Origin of the sequence: Nostoc sp., from assembly GCF_036917095.1 — a bacterium.
Classification (GTDB): Bacteria; Cyanobacteriota; Cyanobacteriia; order Cyanobacteriales; family Nostocaceae; genus Nostoc.
The window spans coordinates 47,903-73,941 of the sequence record NZ_JBALFH010000015.1; the positions used below are offsets into that span (position 1 = coordinate 47,903).

Annotated in this window: 19 protein-coding genes; 6 read left to right on the forward strand and 13 right to left on the reverse strand. The window is 43.2% G+C overall.

Annotated elements, in window-relative coordinates:
* Positions 1–22: 22 nt before the first annotated feature.
* Positions 23–937 (reverse strand): McrB family protein, encoded by a 915-nt coding sequence (locus V7L01_RS04340; protein ID WP_335032265.1) that lies wholly within the window; start codon positions 935–937, stop codon positions 23–25.
* Positions 916–1,410: a hypothetical protein gene (locus V7L01_RS04345; protein WP_335032267.1), complete on the reverse strand. Its 495-nt coding sequence runs from the start codon at positions 1,408–1,410 to the stop codon at positions 916–918. The genes V7L01_RS04340 and V7L01_RS04345 overlap by 22 nt, the downstream gene beginning before the upstream one ends.
* Positions 1,411–1,533: 123 nt before the next feature.
* Between V7L01_RS04345 and V7L01_RS04350 the strand changes: the two genes are divergently transcribed.
* Complete coding sequence (locus V7L01_RS04350) at positions 1,534–1,701, forward strand: hypothetical protein (RefSeq protein ID WP_335032269.1); 168 nt, start codon at positions 1,534–1,536, stop codon at positions 1,699–1,701.
* Positions 1,671–2,411: a dienelactone hydrolase family protein gene (locus tag V7L01_RS04355; protein ID WP_335032271.1), complete on the forward strand. Its 741-nt coding sequence runs from the start codon at positions 1,671–1,673 to the stop codon at positions 2,409–2,411. Before V7L01_RS04350 ends, V7L01_RS04355 begins: the two co-directional genes overlap by 31 nt.
* Positions 2,412–2,437: 26 nt before the next feature.
* Here the strand turns inward: V7L01_RS04355 and V7L01_RS04360 are convergent, their stop codons facing one another.
* Genes V7L01_RS04360 through V7L01_RS04370 form a run of 3 tightly spaced genes read right to left on the reverse strand, consistent with a single transcriptional unit; the run spans position 2,438 to position 5,143 of the window.
* A complete protein-coding gene (locus tag V7L01_RS04360; protein WP_335032273.1) occupies positions 2,438–3,394 on the reverse strand; it encodes an N-acetylglucosamine kinase in 957 nt (318 codons plus the stop codon).
* A gap of 14 nt (positions 3,395–3,408) precedes the next feature.
* The gene (locus V7L01_RS04365) at positions 3,409–4,674 is read right to left on the reverse strand and encodes an AmpG family muropeptide MFS transporter (protein ID WP_335032275.1); all 1,266 of its coding nucleotides are present in this window, start codon (positions 4,672–4,674) and stop codon (positions 3,409–3,411) included.
* Positions 4,675–4,720: 46 nt separating this feature from the next.
* On the reverse strand, positions 4,721–5,143 hold the full coding sequence (locus tag V7L01_RS04370; RefSeq protein WP_335032276.1) for a GxxExxY protein: 423 nt from the start codon (positions 5,141–5,143) through the stop codon (positions 4,721–4,723).
* A gap of 57 nt (positions 5,144–5,200) precedes the next feature.
* On the opposite strand from V7L01_RS04370, the gene V7L01_RS04375 reads away from it, so the two are divergent.
* Together V7L01_RS04375 and V7L01_RS04380 are read left to right on the forward strand one after the other, a co-directional pair.
* Positions 5,201–8,185, forward strand: a complete 2,985-nt coding sequence (locus V7L01_RS04375) for a valine--tRNA ligase (protein ID WP_335032277.1) — start codon at positions 5,201–5,203, stop codon at positions 8,183–8,185.
* A 159-nt stretch (positions 8,186–8,344) separates the two neighbouring features.
* Positions 8,345–8,779 (forward strand): hypothetical protein, encoded by a 435-nt coding sequence (locus V7L01_RS04380; RefSeq protein WP_322680011.1) that lies wholly within the window; start codon positions 8,345–8,347, stop codon positions 8,777–8,779.
* A gap of 94 nt (positions 8,780–8,873) precedes the next feature.
* Here V7L01_RS04380 and V7L01_RS04385 read toward each other — a convergent pair whose 3' ends face one another.
* Entirely contained in the window at positions 8,874–13,601 is a 4,728-nt protein-coding gene (locus V7L01_RS04385; RefSeq protein WP_335032279.1) for a beta strand repeat-containing protein, read from the reverse strand.
* A 63-nt stretch (positions 13,602–13,664) separates the two neighbouring features.
* Entirely contained in the window at positions 13,665–14,768 is a 1,104-nt protein-coding gene (locus V7L01_RS04390) for a TIGR03032 family protein (protein ID WP_335032280.1), read from the reverse strand.
* An 848-nt stretch (positions 14,769–15,616) separates the two neighbouring features.
* Between V7L01_RS04390 and cysC the strand changes: the two genes are divergently transcribed.
* Positions 15,617–16,171: an adenylyl-sulfate kinase gene (gene cysC, locus V7L01_RS04395; RefSeq protein ID WP_335032282.1), complete on the forward strand. Its 555-nt coding sequence runs from the start codon at positions 15,617–15,619 to the stop codon at positions 16,169–16,171.
* Positions 16,172–16,202: 31 nt separating this feature from the next.
* Here cysC and V7L01_RS04400 read toward each other — a convergent pair whose 3' ends face one another.
* A complete protein-coding gene (locus V7L01_RS04400) occupies positions 16,203–18,176 on the reverse strand; it encodes an ABC1 kinase family protein (protein WP_335032284.1) in 1,974 nt (657 codons plus the stop codon).
* Between the two features lie 270 nt (positions 18,177–18,446).
* Here V7L01_RS04400 and recN point away from each other — a divergent pair, with 270 nt between their 5' ends.
* Positions 18,447–20,195, forward strand: coding sequence for a DNA repair protein RecN (gene recN / locus V7L01_RS04405; protein ID WP_335032286.1), 1,749 nt, complete (start codon positions 18,447–18,449; stop codon positions 20,193–20,195).
* A 103-nt stretch (positions 20,196–20,298) separates the two neighbouring features.
* Here the strand turns inward: recN and V7L01_RS04410 are convergent, their stop codons facing one another.
* From V7L01_RS04410 to efeU, 5 genes are all read right to left on the reverse strand, one after another.
* Positions 20,299–20,916, reverse strand: a complete 618-nt coding sequence (locus V7L01_RS04410; RefSeq protein ID WP_335032288.1) for a hypothetical protein — start codon at positions 20,914–20,916, stop codon at positions 20,299–20,301.
* 294 nt (positions 20,917–21,210) lie between these two features.
* Complete coding sequence (locus tag V7L01_RS04415; RefSeq protein ID WP_335032290.1) at positions 21,211–22,461, reverse strand: adenylate/guanylate cyclase domain-containing protein; 1,251 nt, start codon at positions 22,459–22,461, stop codon at positions 21,211–21,213.
* Positions 22,462–22,511: 50 nt separating this feature from the next.
* Positions 22,512–23,768 carry an iron uptake transporter deferrochelatase/peroxidase subunit gene (gene efeB, locus V7L01_RS04420; RefSeq protein ID WP_335032292.1) on the reverse strand — a complete coding sequence of 419 codons (1,257 nt, stop codon included), beginning with the start codon at positions 23,766–23,768 and terminating at the stop codon, positions 22,512–22,514.
* Between the two features lie 106 nt (positions 23,769–23,874).
* Complete coding sequence (efeO, locus tag V7L01_RS04425) at positions 23,875–25,065, reverse strand: iron uptake system protein EfeO (RefSeq protein WP_335032294.1); 1,191 nt, start codon at positions 25,063–25,065, stop codon at positions 23,875–23,877.
* Positions 25,066–25,096: 31 nt separating this feature from the next.
* On the reverse strand, positions 25,097–25,927 hold the full coding sequence (gene efeU / locus V7L01_RS04430; protein WP_335032296.1) for an iron uptake transporter permease EfeU: 831 nt from the start codon (positions 25,925–25,927) through the stop codon (positions 25,097–25,099).
* Positions 25,928–26,039 lie beyond the last annotated feature (112 nt).

A 26,039-nucleotide genomic window follows, 5' to 3' on the forward strand; every position in this document is an offset into this window, starting at 1 on the left:
GAAACTGGTCTACTTTTTTTAGCTAGTTAAAAAAGTACTCTTCTAAATATGGCTCAATTTCCATGCGCCATATATCTTCTATATCTTCCCGTAGGTTGTCTGTTAAAAAGAATGAAATACCAATTTCGTAGTTTTTATCTGCGATCGCCTGATTTAATTGCTGTAAAATATTAATTAATCCCTCTACTGCAAAACCTGTTTTTAGGTGATAACGTCGCAGCACATCATAGTTTGGGCGAAGTTCAATAAATGCAAAGCGGCGGCGTAGTGCATGATCTATATTGGCAATAGACCTATCTGCTGTATTCATTGTGCCAATAATGCGGACATTTTTCGGGATGCGAAAGTTCTTACTGCCAGCTAATGGAATTTCTTTATCTCGGTACTCAAGTAAGTACATTAGTTCGCCAAAAACTTGAGCTAAATTTGCACGGTTTATTTCATCAATAATTAAAACACAAGTATCTTCACGAGACTCAGCTTTTTTACAAAATTCTAAAAACCTTCCTGGAACAAGTGGATATGCTAATATTCCATTTTGGCTTTGAGGACGAATGCCTTGAATGAAATCTTCATAAGAGTATGACGGATGAAATTGCACCAGTTCTGAGAAACCGTCACCACTAGCGATTAAGTGTTGAGCAAGCTTTTCAGCAAGATAAGTTTTTCCTGTTCCAGGTGAACCATATAAAACTGCTTGACCTTTACGATTAATTGTGCGTATCCAGCGCTCTAAGTCTGCTTCTATCAAACCCATATCTTGAGCAAAGTTATTGAAGCTATAATTAGGATTATTGGAATTTATATACTTGCTAATAGAGGGTATTAGTTCATTAGATACTGCTAGCCATAATAAGGGGAGATAATTTTGAAACCATTGATTAAATTCATCAATTAAATGTTTCCAAGAAGTTTTTAGAATGTTATCTTTTCCCAAAAATAGCTATTATCATCTATATCGCAAAAATCACGAAATATATGTATATCTTTGGCAACAATTTTGGACATTATTAGAGGGTTAATCTCTCCAATCTTTTTGGCTAAAATTTCACCTGTCTCGTATATAAATCCTATTTTTATACCTCGCTCTGTCATTTCTATATATAAAATTGAAAATATATCTAAATACCTGTATAAGCGAAACTTCTGAGAAAAAACAAACTGTCCAGCTTCTACTTTTGTTAGTGTACGTGAATTATAAAAAGCAATTTCTTTTGGTATTTGCTGATATATTAAATTACAAAAATCATTAAATGGCTTTTCTACTTTTTCCCTGAAATCTTTGTGTTCTTGAGAGTTATAAATATTATTAGAGCTATTAATATGTTTAATATATTTTTCTTCGTAGTTTTTCATTATTTCAAAAGAATTGAAATCAGAGAATTTATTTGAGTTTTGGCTACTATCCATTATTTTTAATTTAAAAGACAAGATTTTATCTTAATTCGCTACTATATCACCTAATGCTGCTGCCAAATTTACAGCAGCTATATAGCCTACCGTCGCTAAGGTAACGGGTGTATTAAGGCAAATATGACAAACTTCACTGGGCATATTAAGCGATCGCAATCATGGCAGAAAAACGCCAAATTGTGGGTTGAAAGTAACCGGATGCTGCGGCGCTATAGTGTAGAAGCTAATGACAGCAAGCGTAACACGGAGACAAAAAAGTGCAAATCACTAAGCGCAATGTTGAATTAAGAGTAGATGGCAGCTTAATGCGTGTTTATGTAGCGGCTCCCAAAGCAGCAGGAAAATACCCTGGTATTGTCTTCTACAGTGATATTTATCAGTTAGGTGATGCAATGATTCGTCTAGCTAACTACTTAGCAGGATACGGCTATGTAGTAGCAGCCCCAGAAATTTTTCACCGAATAGAGCCAGTTGGTTTAGTAATTGAGCCAGACGATCTGGGACGGATGCGGGGTAATGACGATGCGCGTCGAACCTCCGTAGCTGATTATGATGCCGATTGCCTTGCTGTGATTGAATTTCTGAAAACAGAGAGTGCGGTTTCTCCAGATAAAATAGGCACTCTCGGCTTTTGTATTGGTGGACATTTAGCTTTCCGCGCAGCATTTCAAAGCGAAATTCGGGCTTGTGTCTGCTGTTACCCTACTGGTATTCCCAGTGGTAAACTGGGTAAAGAGGTAGCCGATACAATCCAGAGGGTAAGTGAAATCAAAGGCGAGATGCTAATGGTGTTCGGTACTCTTGACCCTCATATACCAGATAGCGATCGCCAAATCATAATCAAAGCAATTGAGAATGCTAAAATCCCTCACCAAGTTTTCTTGTATGAAGCAGAACATACATTCATGCGCGACGATGGTTATCGTTATGATTCTAGTGCTACCACCGCAGCTTGGTCTGAAATAGTAACTTTTTTGGGGCGCATATTTGCAGATTGAAAACTTATATTATTGCTTTCTTCGCGTCAATTTTGAGTTGTCTGTAACGCTAACAAACCAGCACCATAAGCAGGCTCATACCTCGGAAAAATCACCTTTACATTAGGAAACTTCTTAATAAGAGACGCTGCAAATCTTTCATGGATCTTGCATCTACCGCGCCACACACTTCCTGTTGTGACGACTTCTAAAGCTGAGTCAACACTAAAAATTGCATCAATTATTGTAGATGTAGCTTTTACTAACTCTTTTACAGCATCATCAATTATGATATTCGCTACTATATCACCTGACGCTGCTGCAAAATCTACAACTGGTGCTAAAGCAGCTATCTGTTTAACTCCCCATTCTCGCCGATATACTACTTCTATTAAATCTTCTATATTTTTCAAATCAAGATGCTGTTTTAAACCCTCTAGCAAACTCGTTGATATTTCCCGTCCATCATAAGATTTTAATGCTGCGTTCATGCCTGCGATCGCAATTTTATAGGCGCTACCTTCATCTCCTAAAATATACCCCCAGCCGCCGACTCGCTTAGTATGTCCTTCATGATTTCGACCGAAAACTATCGAACCAGTACCTGCTGCAACCACAATTCCTACAGGCTGACCAATTCCACCGACTAAAGCAATTAAAGCATCGTTACAAATCACAATATTCTCTGGCTGTAATGCCCAAGTAATAGGCAATTTGTTATTCTGTAACTTTTTAACTAAACCTTTTACTACTTCGATATCTGTTGCACGACCTACACCTGCTAAACCCAAACATATCGCATCAATATTCACAGAATTTGTAATTATTGCTGCCTCAACTGCATTGTGAATTGCTGATTGAATAGATTGTAGAGTGGCTTCGATACCTATACTCTGATGATTAGATGGGCCTGCTTCAGCACGACCTAGCACTAGATGCAAATCATCCATTAAGACACAAACAGTCTTGCTACCGCCGCCATCTATTCCTAATACATAACTCATGAACTGTAATAAGGTTAATTATTTTGACGCTTCGCTTCTTCTTTTAAAGGAATAAAAAATAGAGCAATCATTCCAGGAATGGTCAGTAAACAGACCAAGACAAAAAATAATGGATAGCCAACTGCTTTTTGCAAATAACCGCTTACTAATCCGGGTAACATCATTCCTAAAGCCATAATGCCAGTAGATATGGCAAAATGAGAAGTTTTATATTCGCCTTGGCAGATATACATTAAATAAACACTAAAAGCTGTAAATCCAAAACCATAGCCAAATTGCTCCAAGGAAACCAAGGGATACACTAATGTGAGTGAAGGCTTCGTGTAAGCCATATACACATAAAATACATCAGGTAAATTCAATGCTAAAGCCATAGGAAATAGACATTTTTTTAATCCATATCTAGAAATTAGTAAGCCTCCTAAAATTCCTCCACAAATTAGGGATATTACCCCAAATGTACCGTAGACTAATCCGACATCTGACGTTGATAGCCCTAAACCGCCTACTTCTGGTTTGTCCAATAAAAATAAAGAAGCTATCTTGACAAGCATTGCTTCGCCAAGTCTATAGAGTAAGATAAATGCTAAAATACTTATAATTTTATTTTGAGAAAAATATGAGCTAATGATAGACCAAAAGGGGATTGTTTCTGTAGCCTGTAGCTGTTGTTTGTTATCTGATTCAGGTAAGGGTAAAAATAGGCGATGAGAAATAAACAAGATTGCTAAAATTAAAGCTGAGAAGCCAATAGCTATAGTCCAGCTTAAAGGAATATTATTGAGTGATACTTCAAGCTGACCTGCTAAGACTACTAATATCCCTGAACCGAAGATAACAGCCATTCTATAAAACAGTGAGCGAATGCCGACAAAGAAGGCTTGTTGTTCTGGAGATAAAGCCAACAGATAAAAGCCATCTGTGGCAATGTCATAAGTTGCAGAAATAAATGCTCCTATTGTTAATGTTGCGAGGGAGATAAAAAAGAAATTTGGCAGTTGTAAGGAGATGGCTATCAAACCCAAGCAGCAGAACATGGCAAATTGGGTGTAAATTATCCATTTGCGTTTGGTAGAGTAAGTATCGACAATTGGGGCCCAAAACATTTTGATGACCCAAGGTAGATAGAGGAAACTTGTCCACAGGGTGATTTGAGTATTATCTATTCCGAGTTTTTTGTAAAAGATTACGGAAACTGTGTTGATGATGATGTAAGGTATGCCGGAGGTGAAATATAGGGTGGGGATGAATGTCCAAGGGGAGGTTGTTTGGTGTTTCATGGATTTGGGGGACGAACCGCAGAGGCGCAGAGGGCGCAGAGAGAGATTAAGAGAGAATGATACGTTTGATGCCGTCTTTGAGGAGGGGGACGTTAAAGTTGATGAGAAGGGCTAAGGGGTAATTAGTCATTTTAAGGTATGAAAGGACTTGAGCTTCGTGGATTGGGGCTAAATTTTGAACAGCTTTCAATTCCACAATTAGACAATTGGAAACTAGAAAATCTAATCTGCCCTTACCAACTTCATGTCCTTTGTAATTTACTGTTACCGACTTCTCAACCACATGAGGTATCCCGCACCTGAAAAATTCTATAATTAGCGCCTCCTTATACACCTCCTCCAAAAACCCTGGCCCCAACACCCTATGCACCTCAATCGCCGCCCCAATCACCTCACCCGTAAGCCGATTCATTTCCTCTCCAACCTCTCTTCCCTCTGTGTTCTCTGCGCCTCTGCGGTTCGTTTCCATCAATCCCTCTCCAACCCTGTGGCAAAATTTATTAGAGTCCTTCCTTAGTTTTCCCGCATGACCGCAACCATTCCCAATCTCCCCAGTCTCTACGACCCCTTTTCCACCGAAGCCAAATGGCAAAAATTCTGGGAAGACAACCAAGTTTACAAAGCTGACCCCAACAAAGGCGGCGAACCCTACTGCATCGTCATCCCCCCCCCAAATGTCACCGGCAGCTTACACATGGGTCACGCCTTTGAAAGTGCCTTAATTGATACCCTCGTGCGCTACCACCGGATGCAGGGACGCAATACCCTATGGCTACCCGGAACTGACCACGCCAGCATTGCTGTACATAGTATGCTGGAAAAGCAACTTAAGAAAGAGGGTAAGACTCGCTACGAATTGGGGCGCGAGAAGTTCCTAGAACGCGCTTGGCAATGGAAGGCGGAGTCTGAGGGAACGATTCTGAATCAGCTACGACGCTTGGGTGTCTCGGTGGACTGGTCACGGGAAAGGTTTACTCTGGATGAGGGTTTATCCAAAGCTGTTGTCGAGGCATTTACCCGCCTTTACGAGGAAGGCTTAATTTATCGTGGAGAATATTTAGTTAACTGGTGTCCAGCTTCCCAATCGGCTGTGTCTGATGTAGAAGTGGAAAATCAAGAGGTTAATGGAAATCTCTGGCACTTCCGCTATCCCCTTACCGATGGTTCCGGTTTTGTGGAAGTGGCGACAACCCGACCAGAAACGATGCTGGGCGATACGGCTGTAGCGGTTAATCCCAATGACGATCGCTACAAACATCTCATCGGCAAAACTCTAACTCTGCCCATTCTACAACGAGAAATTCCCATTATTGGCGATGAATATGTTGATCCCACTTTCGGCACGGGTTGCGTGAAAATAACTCCCGCCCATGACCCGAACGATTTTGACATGGGTAAGCGTCACAATCTGCCGTTAATCAACATTATGAATAAAGACGGCACTCTCAACGCCAATGCTGGGGAGTTTCAAGGACAAGACCGCTTTGTTGCTAGAAAAAATGTGGTTTCTCGCCTAGAAGCAGATGGCTTTTTGGTGAAGATTGAAGATTATAAACATACCGTTCCTTACAGCGATCGCGGTAAAGTACCTATTGAACCTCTCCTCTCGACTCAGTGGTTCGTCAAAATTCGCCCCCTAGCTGACAACACTCTCGAATTCCTCGACCAGCAAACTTCTCCAGAGTTTGTCCCCCAACGCTGGACTAAGGTCTATCGTGATTGGCTAGTAAAACTCAAAGATTGGTGTATCTCTCGCCAATTATGGTGGGGACACCAAATTCCGGCTTGGTACGCTATCAGTGAAACTAATGGACAAATTACTGATAACACGCCGTTTGTAGTGGCAAAGTCGGAAACTGAAGCTTGGGAGAAAGCTAAATCACAATTTGGTGAAAATGTCAAGTTAGAACAAGACCCAGATGTGCTAGATACTTGGTTCTCTTCTGGACTCTGGCCGTTTTCGACTTTGGGCTGGCCGGAACAAACTCAAGATTTAGCGACTTACTACCCGACTACTACTTTGGTGACAGGCTTTGACATCATCTTTTTCTGGGTAGCCAGAATGACTATGATGGCTGGGCATTTTACGCAGCAAATGCCTTTCCAAACGGTTTACATCCACGGCTTAGTGCTGGATGAAAAAGGTCAGAAGATGTCAAAGACCAAAGGTAATGGCATTGACCCATTGTTATTAATTGACAAATATGGTACGGATGCTCTGCGGTATACCTTAATTAGAGAAGTGGCTGGCGCTGGTCAAGATATCCGCTTAGAATACGATCGCAAAAAGGATGAATCAGCATCGGTGGAGGCATCGCGCAACTTTGCAAATAAGTTGTGGAACGCTGCCCGATTTGTGATGATGAATTTGGATGGACAGACACCGCAACAATTGGGGAACCCAGTAGCCACCGAATTGAGCGATCGCTGGATTATCTCGCGGTATCATCAAGTTATCAAACAAACCACGAATTACATCGATAATTACGGTTTAGGGGAAGCAGCAAAAGGACTCTACGAATTCATCTGGGGTGATTTCTGCGACCAGTATATTGAACTAGCGAAATCCAGATTGCAAGCAGATGCCGATCCAGCATCGCGGCGGGTAGCACAGCAAACTCTCGGCTACATATTGGAAGGAATTTTAAAACTGCTTCATCCGTTGATGCCTCATATTACCGAAGAAATTTGGCAAACTCTCACCCAACAACCAGCAGATTCCCCGCAAACTTTACCATTGCAAGTATATCCTCAGATAGATGCAAACTTAATTGATTTAGCTTTAGAAGAACAGTTTGAATTGCTGATTGGTACTATCCGCACAATTCGGAATTTGCGTGCTGAAGCAGATATTAAACCAGGGGTAAAAGTAACAGCGAATTTGCAAACTGAAAGTGAGAAAGAGCGGGAAATCCTTACTGCGGGACAGTCTTATATTAAAGATTTGGCAAAAGTTGAGACTTTAACCATTACTGACAAGCAAGAAAACCAAACTATTGCTGCTAAAAAACCTCAGAGGGGTTTGAAGACAATTGGCTTAATTCTTGTGGCCATTGTCTTTGGTAGAGTGGGTTTAGCTGCGGGAAATGCCATTGATGATATTCCCATCATCGGAACTTTCTTTGAACTAGTTGGTTTTGGTTACACAGCGTGGTTTATTAGCCAAAATTTACTCACTGCTCAAGCAAGACAAAGTTTATGGAGCCGATTTTTCCCCCAGAGTGAGTTAGAACAACCACAAGAACCAGAAAATGCGATCGCAGGTGTGATTGGTACAATACAAGTGCTAATTCCTCTAAGCGGTGTGGTAGATATTGAAGCTGTGCGTGCCAAGCTAGAAAAAAGCTTGAGTAAAGCTGAAGCTGAAGTTCAATCCCTGAGTACCAGATTAAACAATCCTAGTTTCGTAGATAGAGCTAGGGCTGACGTGGTACAGGGAGCGCGTGATGCCTTAGCAGAAGCACAGAAGCAAGCTGAAATTTTGCGCGAGCGTCTGAAGGGGTTGTCCTAGTCATCGCCTGCGTGGCTTAGGATAACTGTAATGGGTAATCGGATTATTAATTCCCAATTACCCATTACCAATTAACAAGATCCAAATCTTAATTCTGGGACTTATTATTTTATTAAATTTTTTTAATTTTTAATTTTTAATTGGAGCGAAGCGACCCTCATGCTATATCTAGCCCAGGTGCGTAAAAACGATTTTTTAGACCAGCACCAGTTACGCTTGTTGGCGCGTCAAGAAGCTGATAACTTGTGGGCGATAATTCCAGAAGAGGCTTTCATTCTGTTAGGAAAGGGAAAGATTATGAGTGAAAACTTGCTTGTTTTAGTAGAACTTTCCCCTACAGGCGACATTGAAAGACTAGAAGACGCTACCAACTGGGTACTCCATCTGGTACAAAACTACCTCACCATCGGCATTACCCCGGAATTTTTGCAGCACGAAGCCGAGCGAGCAGAACATTGGCGACAATCCCTGACATTGCAAAATCAAGACTTAGCGCGGCGTTCCTTAGAATTGGAAGCTCGTCGCGAACAAATTCAAGCCTTAGAAGAAAGCCTCAAACGCGAGAAAAACGGCTATCCCCAAGAGGAAAGTTAAAATTAATTGTATTCCCTATAACCCACAAGCACGTAGGGACACGAAATTTCGCGTCCCTACGTAAGTTTATGCTAAGTTAATTGTCTTAGCATAATTAGGCAATCACAGTAATATTTGCACTACCAAGCAGTACCTGATTGGAGAACTGGGCTATCTGAACTTGTGCTGTACCGCCCAATCCATCTTTATCAAAGAATAGGTTGCCCGTAGTTTGATTGTAGATAAAGCGATCGCTTCCAGCTGTAGCGATCGTACCAAGTCGGAATAAGCCCGAATCGAGTGTCATATCCTGAGATTGGCTTAGTCCGAATTCCGCCTTAGAAATGAAGATAGTATCATCTCCAACAGTAAAATCAGTAATAGTATCATAGCCTCCAGTGCGGGTATCAGTCAGATATAAGCTATCTTGTCCAGCTCCACCAGTCAGCGTATCTTTACCGATTCCACCAAAGAGGCTATCGTTTCCTACACCGCCTAATAAGCTGTCATTACCTAAACCACCAAAGAGGTTATCATTACCATCTCCTCCTGATAACGTATTAGCACCAGTATTTCCAATCAGGATGTTATTAAGGCTATTACCAGTAGCAGTAATTGCCCCAGTTCCAATCAGGGTCAAGTTCTCTAGGTTATCTCCCAAGACCCAATTTACCGAAGAGTTAACTAAATCTGTGCCTGCATTTAAGCCTTCAACAATAATATCGCTAACATTGTCTACGGTATAAGTGTCATTGCCGACTCCACCATTGAGACTATCAATTCCTGTACCTCCATCCAAGGTGTCATCGCCTGTACCACTCAACAAGGTGTCATTGCCTGAGCTACCAAAAAGGCTATCGTTACCATCTCCTCCGGTCAAGGTGTTCGCAGCAGCATTTCCGACCAGGATGTTATCAAGGCTGTTACCAGTACCAATTGTCGCGGTTCCAGTCAGGGTCAAGTTCTCAAAGTTCTCTCCTAATACCCAATTCACAGCAGACTTGACTAAATCTGTGCCTGAATTTAAGCCTTCGGCAATAATAATATCGCCGAGATTATCTACAGTGTAAATGTCATTGCCGACTCCACCATTGAGAGTATCAATTCCTACACCCCCATCCAAAGTATCATCGCCTGCACCGCCTAACAAGCTGTCATTACCTGAACTACCAAAGAGGCTATCGTTACCATCTCCCCCGCTCAACTTATTAGCACCAGTATTTCCAATCAGGATGTTATTAAGGCTGTTACCAGTACCATTGATTGCCGCGCTTCCAGTCAGGGTCAAGTTATCCAAGTTATCTGCCAACACCCAACTCACCGAAGACTTAACTAAATCTATGCCTGCATTTAAGCCTTCAGTAATAAAATCGTTCAGGTTATCTACAGTATAAATGTCATTGCCGGCTCCACCATCAAAACTGTCAGTTCCTAAACCTCCATCCAAGGTGTCATTACCTGCACCGCCCAATAAGGTGTCATTGCCTGAGCTACCAAAGAGACTATCGTTACCATCTCCTCCGGTCAACTTATTAGCACCAGTATTTCCAATCAGGATGTTATTAAGGCTGTTACCAGTACCATCGATTGCGTCGGTTCCAGTCAGGGTTAAGTTCTCCACGTTATCTGCTAACACAAAACTCACGGAAGACTTAACTAAATCTGTGCCTGCATTTAAGCCTTCAACAATAATATCGCTAACATTGTCTACGGTATAAGTGTCATTGCCGACTCCACCATTGAGACTATCAGATCCTGTACCTCCATCCAAGATGTCGTTGCCTGCACCGCCCAATAATGTGTCATTGCCTGCACCACCCAACAAGGTGTCATTGCCAACTTCCCCGCTCAAGATGTTAGCACCAGTATTTCCCGTCAGAATGTTATTAAGGCTGTTACCAGTACCATTTATTGCGTCGGTTCCAGTCAGAGTCAAGTTTTCCAGGTTAGCTCCCAACACCCAACTCACTGAAGACTTAACTAAATCTGTGCCTGCATTTAAGCCTTCAGTAATAGTGTCGCCGATGCTGTCCACAATATAAGTGTCATTGCCTTTACCACCAATGAGACTGTCATCTCCTGTACCACCATCTAAAGAATCATTACCATCACCGCCATCGAGTGTGTCACTATCACCTAATCCTTGGAGCGTGTCATTGCCCAGCAATCCTGAGATGCTATCGCTGTTCACCGTACCAGTCAGGTTATCTGCACCTGAAGTGCCATTAATCGGAGGGGTGATTTCATTAATGGTCAAGTTGACAGTAGCAGTGCTACTGCCTCCGTGCCCATCACTTATGGTGTAAGTGAAGCCGTCGGAGCCATAATAGTTTTGGCCAGGCGTATAAGTGTAAGTACCATTGTTGTTGTTAACTAAGGTTCCTTGGCTAGGTGGAGTGAAGCCAGTAATGCTCAATACGTCACTAATATCAACATCTGTATCATTGCTTAACAGACTAGTAGCGCTAATGATAACGGGTGCGTTTTTGTTTGTGGTGATTTTGTCGTTAACAGCAACGGGAGCATCATTCACCGCCGTAATATTAATATTGCGGGTAACTGTGGCACTATTAGCAGTCCCATCATTGACGACAAAGCTGACGGTACGAGCTGTAGTACTGGGGTTATCGCTGCTGTTGGTATAAGTAATAGATTGCAGTGCAGTTTGATAATTAGCAACGGTGGCACTGCCAGTTAAGGTTAAAACACCAGTGCTGCTGTTGTAGCTGCCAGTAATTCCATTTTGGTTGGTGAAAGCGAGGGTATCTTGAGCAGAGACAAAACCACTGGTAATTCTGACGGTGGCACTAGCCAGGTTAGCGGAGTCTGCATCGCTAACGGTGATACCTGAGTCGATTGCTGTAATGGCGTTCTCAGTGTATGCTAAGGCCGAGTTTGTGGCAGTAGCGACGGGTGCATTATTAACTGCCGTAATATTAATATCGCGGGTAATGGCGGTACTATTAGCAGTCCCATCATTGACGATAAAGCTGACAGTACGAGTTGTGGTACTGGGGTTATCACTGCTGTTGGTATAAGTAATGGAACGCAGTGCGTTTTGATAATTAGCAACGCTGGAACTACCTGTTAAGGTTAAGACACCTGTATTGCTGTTGTAGCTGCCCGTAATCCCATTTTGGTTGGTGAAGGCAAGAACGTCTTGAGTAGAGATGAAGCCACTGCTAATGCTGACGCTGGCACTAACTAGGTTAGCGGAGTCTACATCGCTGACGGTGATGCCTGAGTCAATAGCTGTAGTGGCTTTCTCGGTGTATGTCAGGGCAGCGTTAGTACCAGTAGCAACGGCCGCATCATTCACCGCCGTAATATTAATATTGCGGGTAAGGGCGGTACTACTAGCAGTCCCATCATTAACTATAAAGCTGATGGTACGAGGTGTAGTATTGGGGTCATCACTGCTGTTGGTATAAGTAATGGAACGCAGTGCAGTTTGATAGTTAGCAACGCTGGAACTGCCAGTTAAGGTTAAGACACCTGTGTTGCTGTTGTAGCTGCCCGTAATCCCATTTTGGTCGGTGAAGGCGAGAATATCTTGAGCAGAAACTAAACCATTGGTAATGGTGACGGTTGCACTAGCCAGGTTGGGAGAGTCTGTATCACTGACGGTAATGTTTGAGTCAATAGCTGTAATGGCGTTTTCGATGTAGCCCAAGGCAGAGGCAGAAGTAGAGGTGATTGTCGGGGGAATAGAGCCGTTGTAGACTTGGGCATATATCCCATTGTTCGACCCGTCTTGACCAAGGCTTTGCCAGGAAATGACATACTCCCCATTGCTGCCGAGCGCTACTGTGGAGGAATTTTGAAAGCTATCGGTATAGGTATTGACTCTGAATTCGTTTCCTTGAGCTACCCCGGCACTGTTGTAGCGTTGGGCATATATTCCATCGCTAGAGCCGTCTTGACCATCGCTAGTCCAGGAAATGACAAAATCTCCATTATTGGAATTTATCGCTACTGTGGGGTTAGCTTGACTGCTGGTGGTGTAAGTATTGACTTTGAATTCGTTTCCTTGAGCTACCCCGGCACTGCTGTATCGTTGGGCATATATCCCATAGCTAGCCCCGTCTTGACCAAGGCTTTGCCAGGAAATGACAAAGTTTCCAGTAGCATCCATTGCTACTGTGGAGTTCGCTTGATTCTTGGCGGTATAAGTATTGACTCTGAATTCATTTCCTTGAGCTACCCCGGCACTGCTGTATCGTTGGGCATATATCCCATAGTAAGAATCATCCTGATAATAGCTTTGCCAGGAAATGACAAAGTCCCCAGCGGCATCCATCGCTACTGTGGGGTTAATTTGATTGTCGCCGGTGTAGGTATTGACCCTAAATTCGTTTCCTTGAGCGACCCCGGCACTGTTGTAGCGTTGGGCATATATCCCAGTGCCAGACCCGTCTTGGCTTTGCCAGGAAATGACAAAGTCCCCAGTGGCATCTATCGCTACTGTAGGGTTAACTTGCTCGTTGCTGGTAGAGGTATTGACTTTAAATTCGCCTCCTTGAGCGACCCCGGCACTGTTGTAGCGTTGGGCATATATCCCATTGCCAGAACCGTCTGAGCTTTGCCAGGAAACGACAAAGTCCCCAGCATTATCCATCGCTACTGTAGGGTTGATTTGATCGCCACTGGTGGTGGTATTGACTTTGAATTCGTTTCCTTGAGCTACCCCGGCACTGTTGTAGCGTTGGGCATATATCCCATTGCCAGACCCGTCTTGACCATAGCTTTGCCAGGAAATAACAAAGTCCCCAGTGGCATCTATCGCTACTGTAGGGTTAACTTGCTCGTTGCTGGTGTAAGTATTGACTTTGAATTCACTCATGAAAAACCTCTGAAAAAACTAAAGATTTGATTTCAACAATTACGCTCTGATTAAGCAGATTCCTTAGTCATTAGGAATCACTGCACTCGGTCGCAGCCAGTAGTTCAACTCTGGTGCAGTAAATGCTTGGCGGATTTCTTTTCGTTCCTGATTTAAAACCATTGGACGCTGCACGCCAGCAAGGAACTGCACATCATAAAGCTCTTGACAGCCTGTGGTGAACTTCAGCATCCCCACCTGTTGACCATTTCGTAAATCTACGACTGCCACGCCACATAGCAACTGCTCAAACCTTTGGGCAATGGGTAACCCCCCAAAAATATGCCGTTCCCGAATCTGGCAAAGTCCTACAAGGGCGTAATATCCCACGCAGCATAACCCCCGCAAAAATCCAGGGAGTACACAGACTACCTGTTTGTCTCCTGATTCCGGATGAATGCGCCATATTTCCCCTTCCCCAGAGTTGAGTAGCCACAAAAACCCGTCATGCCAGATTGGGGAATGGGGCATTGATAATCCATCTACAATAATTTCATTGCTCTCTACTTCCACAACTACCCCACCGTTGGCCTTACCCGGCCGCCACCCCCCAACGGTATCTGTCGCACCGAGGGCAGTCACATATTTAGGTTTGCCATCCACCATCGCTAACCCATTCAGGTGGCAGCGGTCTTCTGGCACTACTTCGGAAATAAATTTGGGATGCCAGCGCGGTACAAAGCTAAAGTCTGGACTCAAGGCAGAAAGGCAGGAAAAGCGGGTGTTGACAATCCACAGCCCTTCTCTGCCAAATTCCAGGTCGTGAATGTTGAGGTCGCCTGTGAAATATGCCATCCGTGGTAGATAGAGGGCATCGTAGCGTCCGGGCTGGTCTTCTAAGAACTCATAAGCTAATGCTCTTGCATTAGCTAATAAACAGACTTCGTGATGGCTAGCCAGTGCCAGACGTGAACCATGAACTGCTAACCCCATCGGTTTGGAAAATTGGCGTAACAGCATGGTAATCTGTTCCCCATTCCAGCCCACTAGTGCCAGTTTTCCGGCTTGGTAGGTGGTGATGGCAACTGAGCCTCCAGCTTGACTCAGCCAGGAGATAAATTCCGGATCGGCATCACACTGAATTAAGTTATTCTCTTCTGGGGCAGTAGTGCTAGAGGTGGCTAACATAAATTAAGTTGAATTATCAGATTTTGTTGAAAAAGCTTGGGCTTAGTTGAGTACAAAAATACTCAGTGGCTCTAGCCCTTAAAATTGAGCGATAAATCGCTCACTACAAACCCTGCAAAGTTAATGAAACAGACCACTAGTACAGCGGGTGCTTAAATCCAGCTACCACCTCAATTAATAAGACTTAGGGCTTAAGTCCCTGTTAAAGGTAGGCAAATTTCCGCCAAAGTGTACTAGTGGTTGATGTCACTCACTACGAACCTCTCAGAATTAATGAGACAGAGCACTAGGCGTAGCATCATTGTCAATAAACAAATGTGTAGCAAGAACAGCAACCGAAGGAATAGCCCCCCAGATAATAGGTCGCACTGCCGGCTGGACTGTCTCTAACTTTGTAGACATTTTGAACTTAGTTTTTTTTTATAATGTGTTAGTGCTAAGTCTTATTTGGGATATTACTGTTATAATAATGACTATTTATTTAAATAAAAACTGTATATATACTGAATATAAAACTTGGTCAAAACCCCAATAATTTGCAACCTGGGTCAGCAGGTTTGGTTCCTATAGCCACGAAGCTGATGGTTAAGCTTGAGAAAGTGCGTTACCAAACAGCCTGTCGTAGACATCGCCAGCCTCTGTATTAAATTTTGAGCCGAAATACGTGTAACTGCGATTCCTTAGCTCGAAATGAGTAGCGGTAAAACTAGCAAGACTTATACGAGCTACCAAGTAACGTCTGAAATTCCTGCTAAGAAAGGATTATAAAAATAAAATTGTTATTTGACCTAAAATTACCCAAAAAAGCTTTTTTGAGTGTGTCATTTGAAGTGTATGACGGAGGTAAGATGAAACAACAAGAGTATGGCGTGACAGTATGGTTCACTGGTTTAAGTGGTGCAGGTAAAACTACTATCTGTCAATTCGTGGAGAAGGAACTGCGGATACAGGGATATAGAGTTGAAGTTCTAGATGGTGATGCAGTACGTCAGAACTTATGCAAAGGGTTGGGTTTCACTAAAGAGGATCGAGAAGAGAATATTCGGCGCATTGGCTTTGTAGCTCACCTTCTTGCCAGAAATAATGTAATTGTATTGGTTTCGGCCATTTCACCTTACCGCGAAATTCGGGAAGAGGTGCGCCAAAGTATTCCATCTTTCATTGAAGTTTACGTGAATGCATCATTAGAAGTTTGTGAACAGCGAGACGTAAAAGGATTATATAAAAAAGCAAGATCCGGGGAGATTAAGCACTTCACTGGTATTGACGATCCTTATGAAATACCACTCCGTCCGGAAGTCGAATGCAAAACTAACCAAGAAAGCGTTATTCAAAGTGCAACTAAGGTCTTAGAAAAGCTGGAAAAGCTGGGTTATATAGCTGCTAAAAGGAATAATTTATGAGTTAAAGAAAGTTTTTAACTCATAACTTTTACTAGGATGCCAATAATTGCCGAATTAATCTAGCTACAGCCTTTTGCGTGAAGCGGTTGGCAATTTGTTGACCCAAACGCTGTACATCGGAGTTTACCAATAACTGGGCAATTTGGGACGCAAGTTGCATTGGATCAAAGCCTCGTGTTTCTCGGAGAATACCTAATATCCGTTTGATATGCTCCAAGGTTTGTTGTTGCTCAACTGTCGCTGCCGGAGTTTCATTAACTGCTGTCAACCCAACGCGTTCCCGCAGCAAATAGGTGAAGTTATGCAAAACATTTTTACCTAAAGCATCGAGTCCGTTAACAGATTCATCTACTAGCTTGTCACGAATAAAAGTACCGCGTTCAGATGACAAAAATTCTATCCCCTGATTCAGCACTAATTTAAAGTCGTAATCTTGACTATTACGCGCATTTTTTAACAAGTTTTCTAAGCGGTTCCAGCGAAATCTGCCATCTTTAAATAGCAAATCTTGTAATGATGCTCTTAATTGCGGTGCTGGATCGGTTAACAAGCGTTTGGAAACGTAGGGATAAGCTTCGCTAAGAACTTTAAAGTTGGGATCTATATATATTGCAATACCTTCCAGCGTCACCAGAGAGCGAATAATTAAGGCGTAGTAAGGCGGTACGCGGAAAGGATACTCATACATCAAAGCCGATAGTTCATCGGTAATGCTTTTAATATTAAGATCGGCAACACTAGCTCCTTCGGCATCAGCAAAGACTCTCGCAAAAGCTGGGATAATTGGTGTTAAATCGGTTTCTGGTGATAAGAAATCTAACTTAACGTAATCTTTTGCTAATCCTTCAAAGTCGCGGTTGACGACGTGGACGATCGCTTCAATTAAACCGTAGCGCTGTGGTGGCTTAATCTCGCTCATCATCCCAAAGTCGAGATAAGCTAATTTACCATCGGTTGTTGCTAACAAATTACCAGGGTGGGGATCTGCATGGAAAAATCCATGTTCTAGCAGCTGACGCAGCGAACACTGCACACCCACTTCAATTAGATAACGAGCATCTATGCCTTGGGCGCTAATTTCTTCTGTCTGGGTTAATTTAGTACCGTTAATCCACTCCATCGTCAAGACGCGGCGATTGGTGTATTCCCAGTAAATTTTCGGTACATATACGTCTTTTATATGACCGTACAACTCGAAAAATCGCTCCGCATTTTCACCCTCGTGGATGTAATCCATCTCTTCAAAAATGCGATCGCCTAATTCATCGAGAATCCCAACTAAGTCACTTCTTACCCGTTTGACCTTTCTCTGCACCCAAGCGGCGAGGTTACGCAAGATATACAAGTCAATGGTAATCCCCTCTCTTAAGTCGGGACGTTGAACTTTAACAGCAACTTCTTCACCAGTTTTTAGCTTACCTTTATAGACTTGCCCCAATGAAGCCGCAGCAATTGGCTGGGCCGAGAGTTCGGCGTAAACCTCTTCTGGAGGTGCGCCTAATTCTTCTTTGATAAACTGGTAAGCAAGTTCGTTGGGAAAAGGTGGTAATTGGTCTTGTAGTTTAGTTAATTCTTCTAGGTATACCGGAGGAACCAGATCCGGCCTGGTGGACAAAGCTTGTCCAATTTTGATGTAAGCAGGCCCTAATTGGGTCAGCAATACTCGTAGCTGAGTGGCTCGGCGGCGGTCATTTTTGACGACAATTCCCCGTTTACTATCCGACCACAGCCCAAAAGCAAAGGATAGAGTCGGCCCCAACACGGCGAAAATCCGCCGTAAAACTTGCAGGCGTCTCTTTTGGTAATGCGCCGCTATGCCCACAGGATCGTAAAGTATCTCAGGTTGGGCTGTTGTTCTCAACTGTTGGGCTGCTAAGAGTCTTGGCGAGCGCACAACTAAGTTTGGTGTACCATTTTCTGGTACTACATCAATAACGTCCAGTTCGCCGTTGCGACTGTCCTCCTGAATCGGTCGGGAACTAGGGGGAAGTGTCTTAACAATCATGAAGAAGGCCACCAGTCAGAACGATCGTATTAAGGATTGTAACAAAATGTTTAAGAATTGGACATGGGCCATTAGGCATTGGGCATTAGGATTAAATAAGATTAAAATAATTCTTTTTCAGTACCCAATCGCCAGTACCCAGTGGTTTGCTACACTTAAGTGGGCATACTAGTTCAATAATAGTAGGTATTGCTAGTTGCTAAAAGATGAAACTTATTATCCTGTAAGTTGGAAGTATTTGGCATCTGCCCTCATGGAGAATTTGGCTTGATGTTGCTTTGCCTGCGAATTGAAAACTTTGCCCTAATTGACCAACTGGAATTGGAATTTGGCGCGGGACTAAATGTGTTGACAGGTGAAACCGGCGCTGGAAAGTCGATTATCTTGGATGCCATTGATGCCGCTTTGGGCGGTAAAGTCTCTAGTCGAGTCATTCGCACGGGGACAAGTCGGGCGATGGTAGAAGCTACTTTTACCTCAAATGCCCCCCTAGCCGCTTGGTTAACCGAACAAGAAATAGATTTGCTTGATGAAAACTCCGTAGTCATTAGCCGAGAAATCACAGCTACTGCTAGTAATATCCGCAGTCGATCGCGGGTGAATGGCGTGTTGGTAAATCGGCAGATTATGGGAGGAATGCGCGATCGCTTGGTGGAAATCACAGCCCAAGGTCAAACTGTACAAGTAGGACAATCTGCCCAAGTCCGCGACTGGTTAGATTTATATGGTGGTGACTCCTTGATGCAGCAGCGTCATAAAGTCGCCACGAGTTTCAGTGCCTACCAACAGGCGCATTTAGCACTAGAAAAACGCCGGACATCAGAACGGGAACGGTTGCAACAACTCGACTTGCTCGCTTATCAAGTGCAAGAATTGGGAGCAGCCAATCTCAGCGAACCGAATGAATTGGAACAGTTGGGACAAGAACGGGAACGCCTGAATCATGTCGTCGATTTGCAACAAATGAGTTACAAAGTTTATCAAGCTTTGTATCAAAATGATAATGAAACTCCCGCCGCAGGTGATTTATTGGGAGACAGTGAGGCGATATTAAATGACATGGTGGAATATGATACCCAGCTGCAACACCTGTTGGAATTGGTGCGGGACGCGCAAGCTGCGGTAATGGAAGTGGGAAGACAGATTAATGCTTATGGGGATGGCTTGGAAGCCGATCCGCAGCGATTGGAAGAGGTGGAAGAACGGATTCAGGAATTAAAGCAAATTTGCCGGAAGTATGGGCCGACGCTTACAGAAGCGATCGCTTATTACCAACGTATCCAAGGGGAATTAGCCCAACTTAACGACAGCGAACAATCTATTGAAAAGTTAGAACAGCAAGAAAAGGTATGTTTTGAAAAACTCACCCAAGCAAGTAATCAGTTAACTCAACTACGGGGTAAGGCGGCTGCTAATTTAGAATCACGTTTAATAGCTGAACTCAAGCCCCTAGCGATGGAAAAGGTGAAATTTCTGGTTGAAATATTACCAGCTTTCCCAACTGCTATGGGAGCAGATAAAATTACCTTTACATTTAGTTCCAACCCTGGAGAACCACTGCAACCTTTAACGGAAGTTGCCTCTGGCGGGGAAATGAGCCGCTTTTTACTGGCACTGAAAGCTTGTTTTTCTCAGGTTGATGCGGCTGGGACAATGGTATTTGATGAAATTGATGTCGGGGTTTCGGGAAGAGTCGCCCAAGCGATCGCTGAAAAATTACACCAGCTAAGTCAACGGAACCAAGTATTATGTGTTACCCACCAGCCTTTAGTAGCGGCAATGGCCGATCGCCATTTCCGCGTAGATAAGCAAACTATCAATCAAGGCAAAGGTAAAAAAGCCAACAATGACAACGCCGAACAGCGTACCGTTGTCAGAGTTACTACCTTGGATAATTTAAACACTCGCCGCGAGGAACTAGCACAGTTAGCTGGTGGTAAATCTGCAACTGACGCGATCGCTTTTGCAGAATCTCTATTATTACAAGCTGCCAACCACAGACGAGGGGAACATATTTGACCAAATAATTACGAATTACGTTAGCGCAGCGGTAGCGAGTCCGCGATAGCGAAGCGTTAGCGACGCAGGAGCGTCGCGTCATTACGAATTACGAATTATAAATTTAGGCTGCCAATTCTGAAAGGCGTAAACCAGCGATATTCTCGCAAGAAAAAGTTTCTCTACCAATACGTTGGCGGCAGATTAACTCTATAATTTGCCCTGCCCAGTTGCGGAAAAACCATTGGCATAAGGAGTCATCTTCTTGAGGAGTCATAGACAGAGGAATAAACCCTTTCTGCTGCCATACCTCTGCTGCTGTATAGATATCATCAACAAGAATGGCAACGTGATGGACAGTATTAAAACCTTGCACCTGGAATAAGCTAGCAATCTGTTCGTCTGGTGCGTTAGGCGCAAGCAGTACCAAAATCATGCCTGACGGCATTAAGGCTGAGAGAAAGTACATACTAGCATCTTCTGGCAATAGGTTTTGCTCAGGACAAAAATCATCAGGCCATTTTCCTGGGCCTTCGGTGATTATGGCATCATAGTCGATCAGAGTTTTAGCATAGTCTGTGAGAGTTTCTGAATCAGGAAACAGCAGTACATAGTGATCTACGATAACTCGTTCACCAAATAGATGTATGCAAAAAGATGAGTTTAAAATTTCTGGAGTCTTGTACCCATCTTTATACAAGAGCAATCCATCATTTTCCACAAAAGGCGACTCTTTATTCATCGAAGTCTCCTAAGTTAAAACCTTTTGCAGCGTCTGCCGGAAGGTTATTGCTCATAATGCTCACCTATAAAAACGATTTAATATTCAACATTGTGGCTCAGAAACAGGGCTTATATCTACCATCATAACTAAGATTTTTTTGAGCCAATCTCAAGTACCTGCGATCGCATCGCAGTAACTATTAGGCGCGAAGAGTGCAGTTAGCTGGTGGTAAATCTGCAAGTGATGCGATCGCTTTTGCCGAATCTCTGTTATTACAAGCTGCTAACCACTGTCGCAGTGAGCAGAGTTGAATTAACCTTCGTATATAGTAAATTCGACACCAGAAACTGTATATTTAATTTCTGTAAATTGGCTCACATCCAAAAAGTCTTTCAACGTGCTACTCAGATAAAACTTGCCAAACTGACCCTTATCTTGAGCCATTTTGGAAGCAACGTTGACTGGGTTACCAGCAATGTCTCTACCACCGAGTGCTAAATCGAAAATTAAAACTGGGCCTGCATCAATGCCAATACGAGTACCAATACCTCTGGCTGCAAATTCTTGGCGTAATGCTTGGACAAAGTTGAGCGCCACGGTAGCATCATCAAAAGTATAAATTCCTATACTACCTACTACCTTGATTTCTGTACCTTGATTTTGCTCTAAAAGACGCAATCCTACATCTTTAATTACAGCAGAAAACGACAGATTAGTAAATAAAGCAGTTTCATGAGCTTCCGCCTCTTGACTTTCTCGCTCAATTAGGACAACAATTTTATTCTGCAAATACTTATCTGCTAACTGTTTACCAAAGTTAGTATCAGTCAGTCGGCTTTCATAAGCTACTAAGTCAGCATAAAAAGTTTCAGAATAGGGAATAGGATATTGGGTATTCAAAGGCGGCACATCTGGTAAACTCGGCCCATCTACCACGCGGAAAATATTGCCTATCTCTGTTGCTAATTCGCTTTTTTGAGTAATAGTAAAATTGTGGTTAGGTGGCAATAGGTCATAAAAAGCTTGGCTAATAACTATCTCACCACCTTCGGTTTCATTTTCAGCAACCTCTTCGATCGCATCTGCTTCTAATCCATACAATCCACCGTTAATGTAGTAAAACTCGCCATAGTGTGCGCCCAATCCAATTTTAATTTGGCAACGTTTACTAATTTCCTGTTGAACCGTTAGCAGTGCAGACAAAAGAGTTTCTGGACTAACAGATGTCGGATAAAACATTTGAGTATTGTCAGCAGCCCAAATACCAACTCCTTTGCCACCAATGGTACTACCAAAGCTGTAGACAATTTCTTTGGGCTGGTTAATGATTGCCAAAATTTCCAGCAAGCCCTTTTGCTTAGTCAACTTGGTCAGTCCAGCAGAGTCAGAAGATACGCTATAACCTGTGACTTTATACGGTTCCAGTAACTTCAAGGCTGCTTCTAGGGTTTGTTCACTCTCTAACCACTCTTTAATTAGTTTTAGTGGTAGTGTCCCAATGATGTCTTGAGTGATATCAAATAAGGCTGGGGAGTATAGATTGGTGCTAAATTTGTTGGTCATCTTGTGTGAATTAGACTTGAAGAAGTCTGAATAATTTACTGTTTATCATTCTACACTTCTAGTAATGACTGACCAAGATAACCTCCAACAGCTTTAACCCCAGGTAAGGCGAAGAAATATCCACCACCAATAGGGCGAATATACTCCTCCAAAGGTTCTCCTTTCAAGCGATTTTGCACTGTCACAAACCCCTTCTCTAAATCAGCTTGAAAACAAACAAACAACAAACCCATGTCTAACTGTCCAGCTTTGTCAAACCCGCGTGAATAGTTGAAACCACGCCGCAGAATCAAACTCGACTCTGATGTGCGAGGATTAGCAAGGCGGATATGAGCATCTAGGGGAATTTGTTGACCTTTAGGATCTTGAGCATAATTGGGAATGTCTTTCTCGTGGTTCATCCCTAAAGGTGCGCCAGAGTCCTTATTGCGTCCAATAATTGTCTCTTGCTCCTGTAATGGTGTACGATCCCAACGTTCGACAAGGTTGCGGATCACCCGCACTACTTGATAGCTTCCCCCGACTGTCCAAGCTGGTTCGTCGGTGTTTGGCTGTACCCAGACAATCCGGTTCATCAACTTTTCATCGCTAGCATCTAGATTTGCTGTGCCATCTTTAAAACCAAGCAGGTTACGCACCGTAGATTTGCCTTGTTTTTTGTGGGTATTCGGCGGTAGAAAACCTTCTATTTGCCAACGCAAAGTTATCAAGTCAGGCAAGTTCTTAACGATGTCGCGTAAAGCGTGGAGATTAGATTCCTCAGTATTCGCACAGAATTGCAACAGTATATCCCCATGACATAAATCTAGGTCAAGCCGATCGTTGGGAAAACCTGGCATAGTGTCTAAGCGTTTGGGTTTTAATTTGCCAAGTCCAAAACGGTTATCGAACAACGAGTTACCCACAGCTAGAGTGATTGTCAGGTTATTGGGAACCACTACAGGCCCAAGAATCCCCGAATCACTGGGTGGAAATTTGGGGTCGCGCGACTTGGGTGTTCCCCCTGCCATGAGAAACTGAATGCGATCGCTTAAAGTTTTGAACAACCGCACTAAATCTGCTTTATTTTGAGCAGTTGTATCAAATGCGACCATCAAGCCAGAAGCAGGAGTAGGGGTAAGAATACCTGGTTGGTGAAGTCCAAAGAACGGTACGACCTCTTCAGATGGGTCTTCAGTAGTTTCTAAAAGAGTGCGGTAACCCAAACTGGTCAAAGCTGCTACTCCACCTGCTGCTGCCATACCGATGAGTAAATCACGACGGCGGATGCGGGGAGTAATGCGTAAACTTGGTTGCTCTGTAGACATAGTTTACAAATTAGACTTCTGGTGAAATTAAATATGCGTTATCCACAACCCTTGTTTTGACGTAGCAGTGCTACGTCAAAACAATTCTTTTTCACTCAAATCTCTATTAATTAACGCCCAGAGTGCCGCGTAACTGAGACAAATCTTCCGAAAGAGCAGCGATCGCTGTTTTCATATCTTTCTTGTCTGTTTCACTCACCTTGTCGTAGGTTGCAAAACCACCATCAGGGGTTTTGTATTTAGCAAGTTTTTGGTTAACTTTGGTGAAATTTGTATCCACACGCGCCAGTAAATCTGGGTTGGCTTTTTGGATGATGGGGCGCAATAACTCCACAATCTTTTGGGAACCATCTACATTAGCGCTAAAGTCCCAGAGGTCAGTATGGCTGTAACGATCTTCTTCACCAGAAACTTTGGTAGCAGCCACTTCTTCAATCAAGCCAGCAGCACCGCCTACCATATTTTTCGGTTCAATGGTCAAGGTAGCAATGCGCTTTTGTAGCTCTAGTCCATCTTTCTGTAGCTTTTCGGCAAAGGGTTTCATGCCTTTTGTAGTTTTGTCTTGGAATAAAGCTTTCTCTATGCGATGGTATCCGGTGAATTCTGGATCGGCCTCTTTTTTGGCAAAGTCATCAGCACGGGAATCCATCGTTTTATCGAGATCGGAGAACAGTTCAGCTATCGGTTCTGCACGTTCCCAATGAACATGGGTAGAGGCATAGAGTTTCTGAGCCTTAGCAAGATCGCCAGCAATTACGGCATCGGTGAAGGTCTTGTTGTCTGCCACCAGTTGGTCAGTTTCTTTAGTGACGTAGACTTTGTATTCTGCGATCGCACCTACTAATTTACCCTGATCTACAGTCCCTTTGGCTTGCGAATCTCCAACTCCAGCCTTCACACTCAGCTTCCCTTTGGGATTGCTGCGTAAACCACAAGCCATCTCATATTCACCCGGTTCTAAATTAGTTTTGAGTTTTTGAACGAAGCCAGGAGCAATATTTTCTCGTTCCTCAATAACTTTCACCCCAGACAAAATCTCCCATTCCAAAGGTTGGCTGCTTTTGTTAGTAAGCACAAAGCTGTTTTGCCCAGATGCTACTGTTAGCTGATTGGGTTCGCAACCTTTATCTGTCACAGTCAAAGCAGTTTCCGCAGGATTGTTTGCAGAGGTATCGCTCGCTACTTTAGCGACCGGAGAATTACTCCCGGAAGTATCGCTTGATTTGTTGGATTCACAGGCTGTTACTGTCAAGGCAATTAGACAGATAATTGTTGAGTGCTTTAAAAAATTTTTCATTTTTGTATTTTCCTAAAAATTATTCAAGTAGCTAAGAATGCCTTGCTGTATTCCTCTGTCTGGCGTTATCCCCCAAGAACAGCAACATGGTAGGAATTAGATAGCCAAAATAGGCGATCGCCTCGCTAACGCTGGGGGCATCGTTATATCCAAAAAATCCCACCAAAAGCGAACCTATAAATCCGTTATTGGGAAGTACCCCGCTAGCATCGAATACCACTGTTTGCAGTAAATTCCACACTCCGGCTTCATGGAAAGCTCTCACACCACTTGCCAAGAGTCCAGCAGCAACCAGGATAATAAACGCTCCCGTCCATTTAAAAAATCGCCTCAGATTGATGCGGATACCACCTTGATAAATGCCTATACCGACGGCTACTGCGGCTGCATATCCAAACAACGCCCCCACGGGAGCTTGAATTCCCAAATTTTGTTGGAACGTAGCTAGTAGAAATACTACTGTTTCCAAACCTTCCCGCAGCACAGCAAAAAATGCCATCCCCACCAGAGCTAGTCCCCATTTATCCCCCGACTGAATGGCAGTTTCAATTTGGGACTGTAACTCGCCTTTAATAGAACGAGCAGCACGGCGCATCCAGAAAACCATCCAGGTGAGAACCCCAACTGCAACGATGGAAATTACAGCTGCAAATAATTCCTGTTCTTGTTGGGGAAAATCCTGACTGGTTATTTGCAAAATAATTGCAGCAACTAGACAAAAAAAAGTCGCTAGTGCGATGCCAATCCAGACTGACTTCATCAAATGGGTACGCCCAGTTTGCTTGAGATAACTGGCAATGATACCCACGACAAGTGCAGCCTCAACGCCCTCTCGGAACATGATCAAGAAGGGAAAAAGCATGAATAACCTTATTAATTATAATTACTATCAATTCATCATGAGAATAATAGCTTACTTGAGAAGATTTGTATATAAATCTGAGTTAAAAAGCTCTAAAATCCTGGAAGCATCA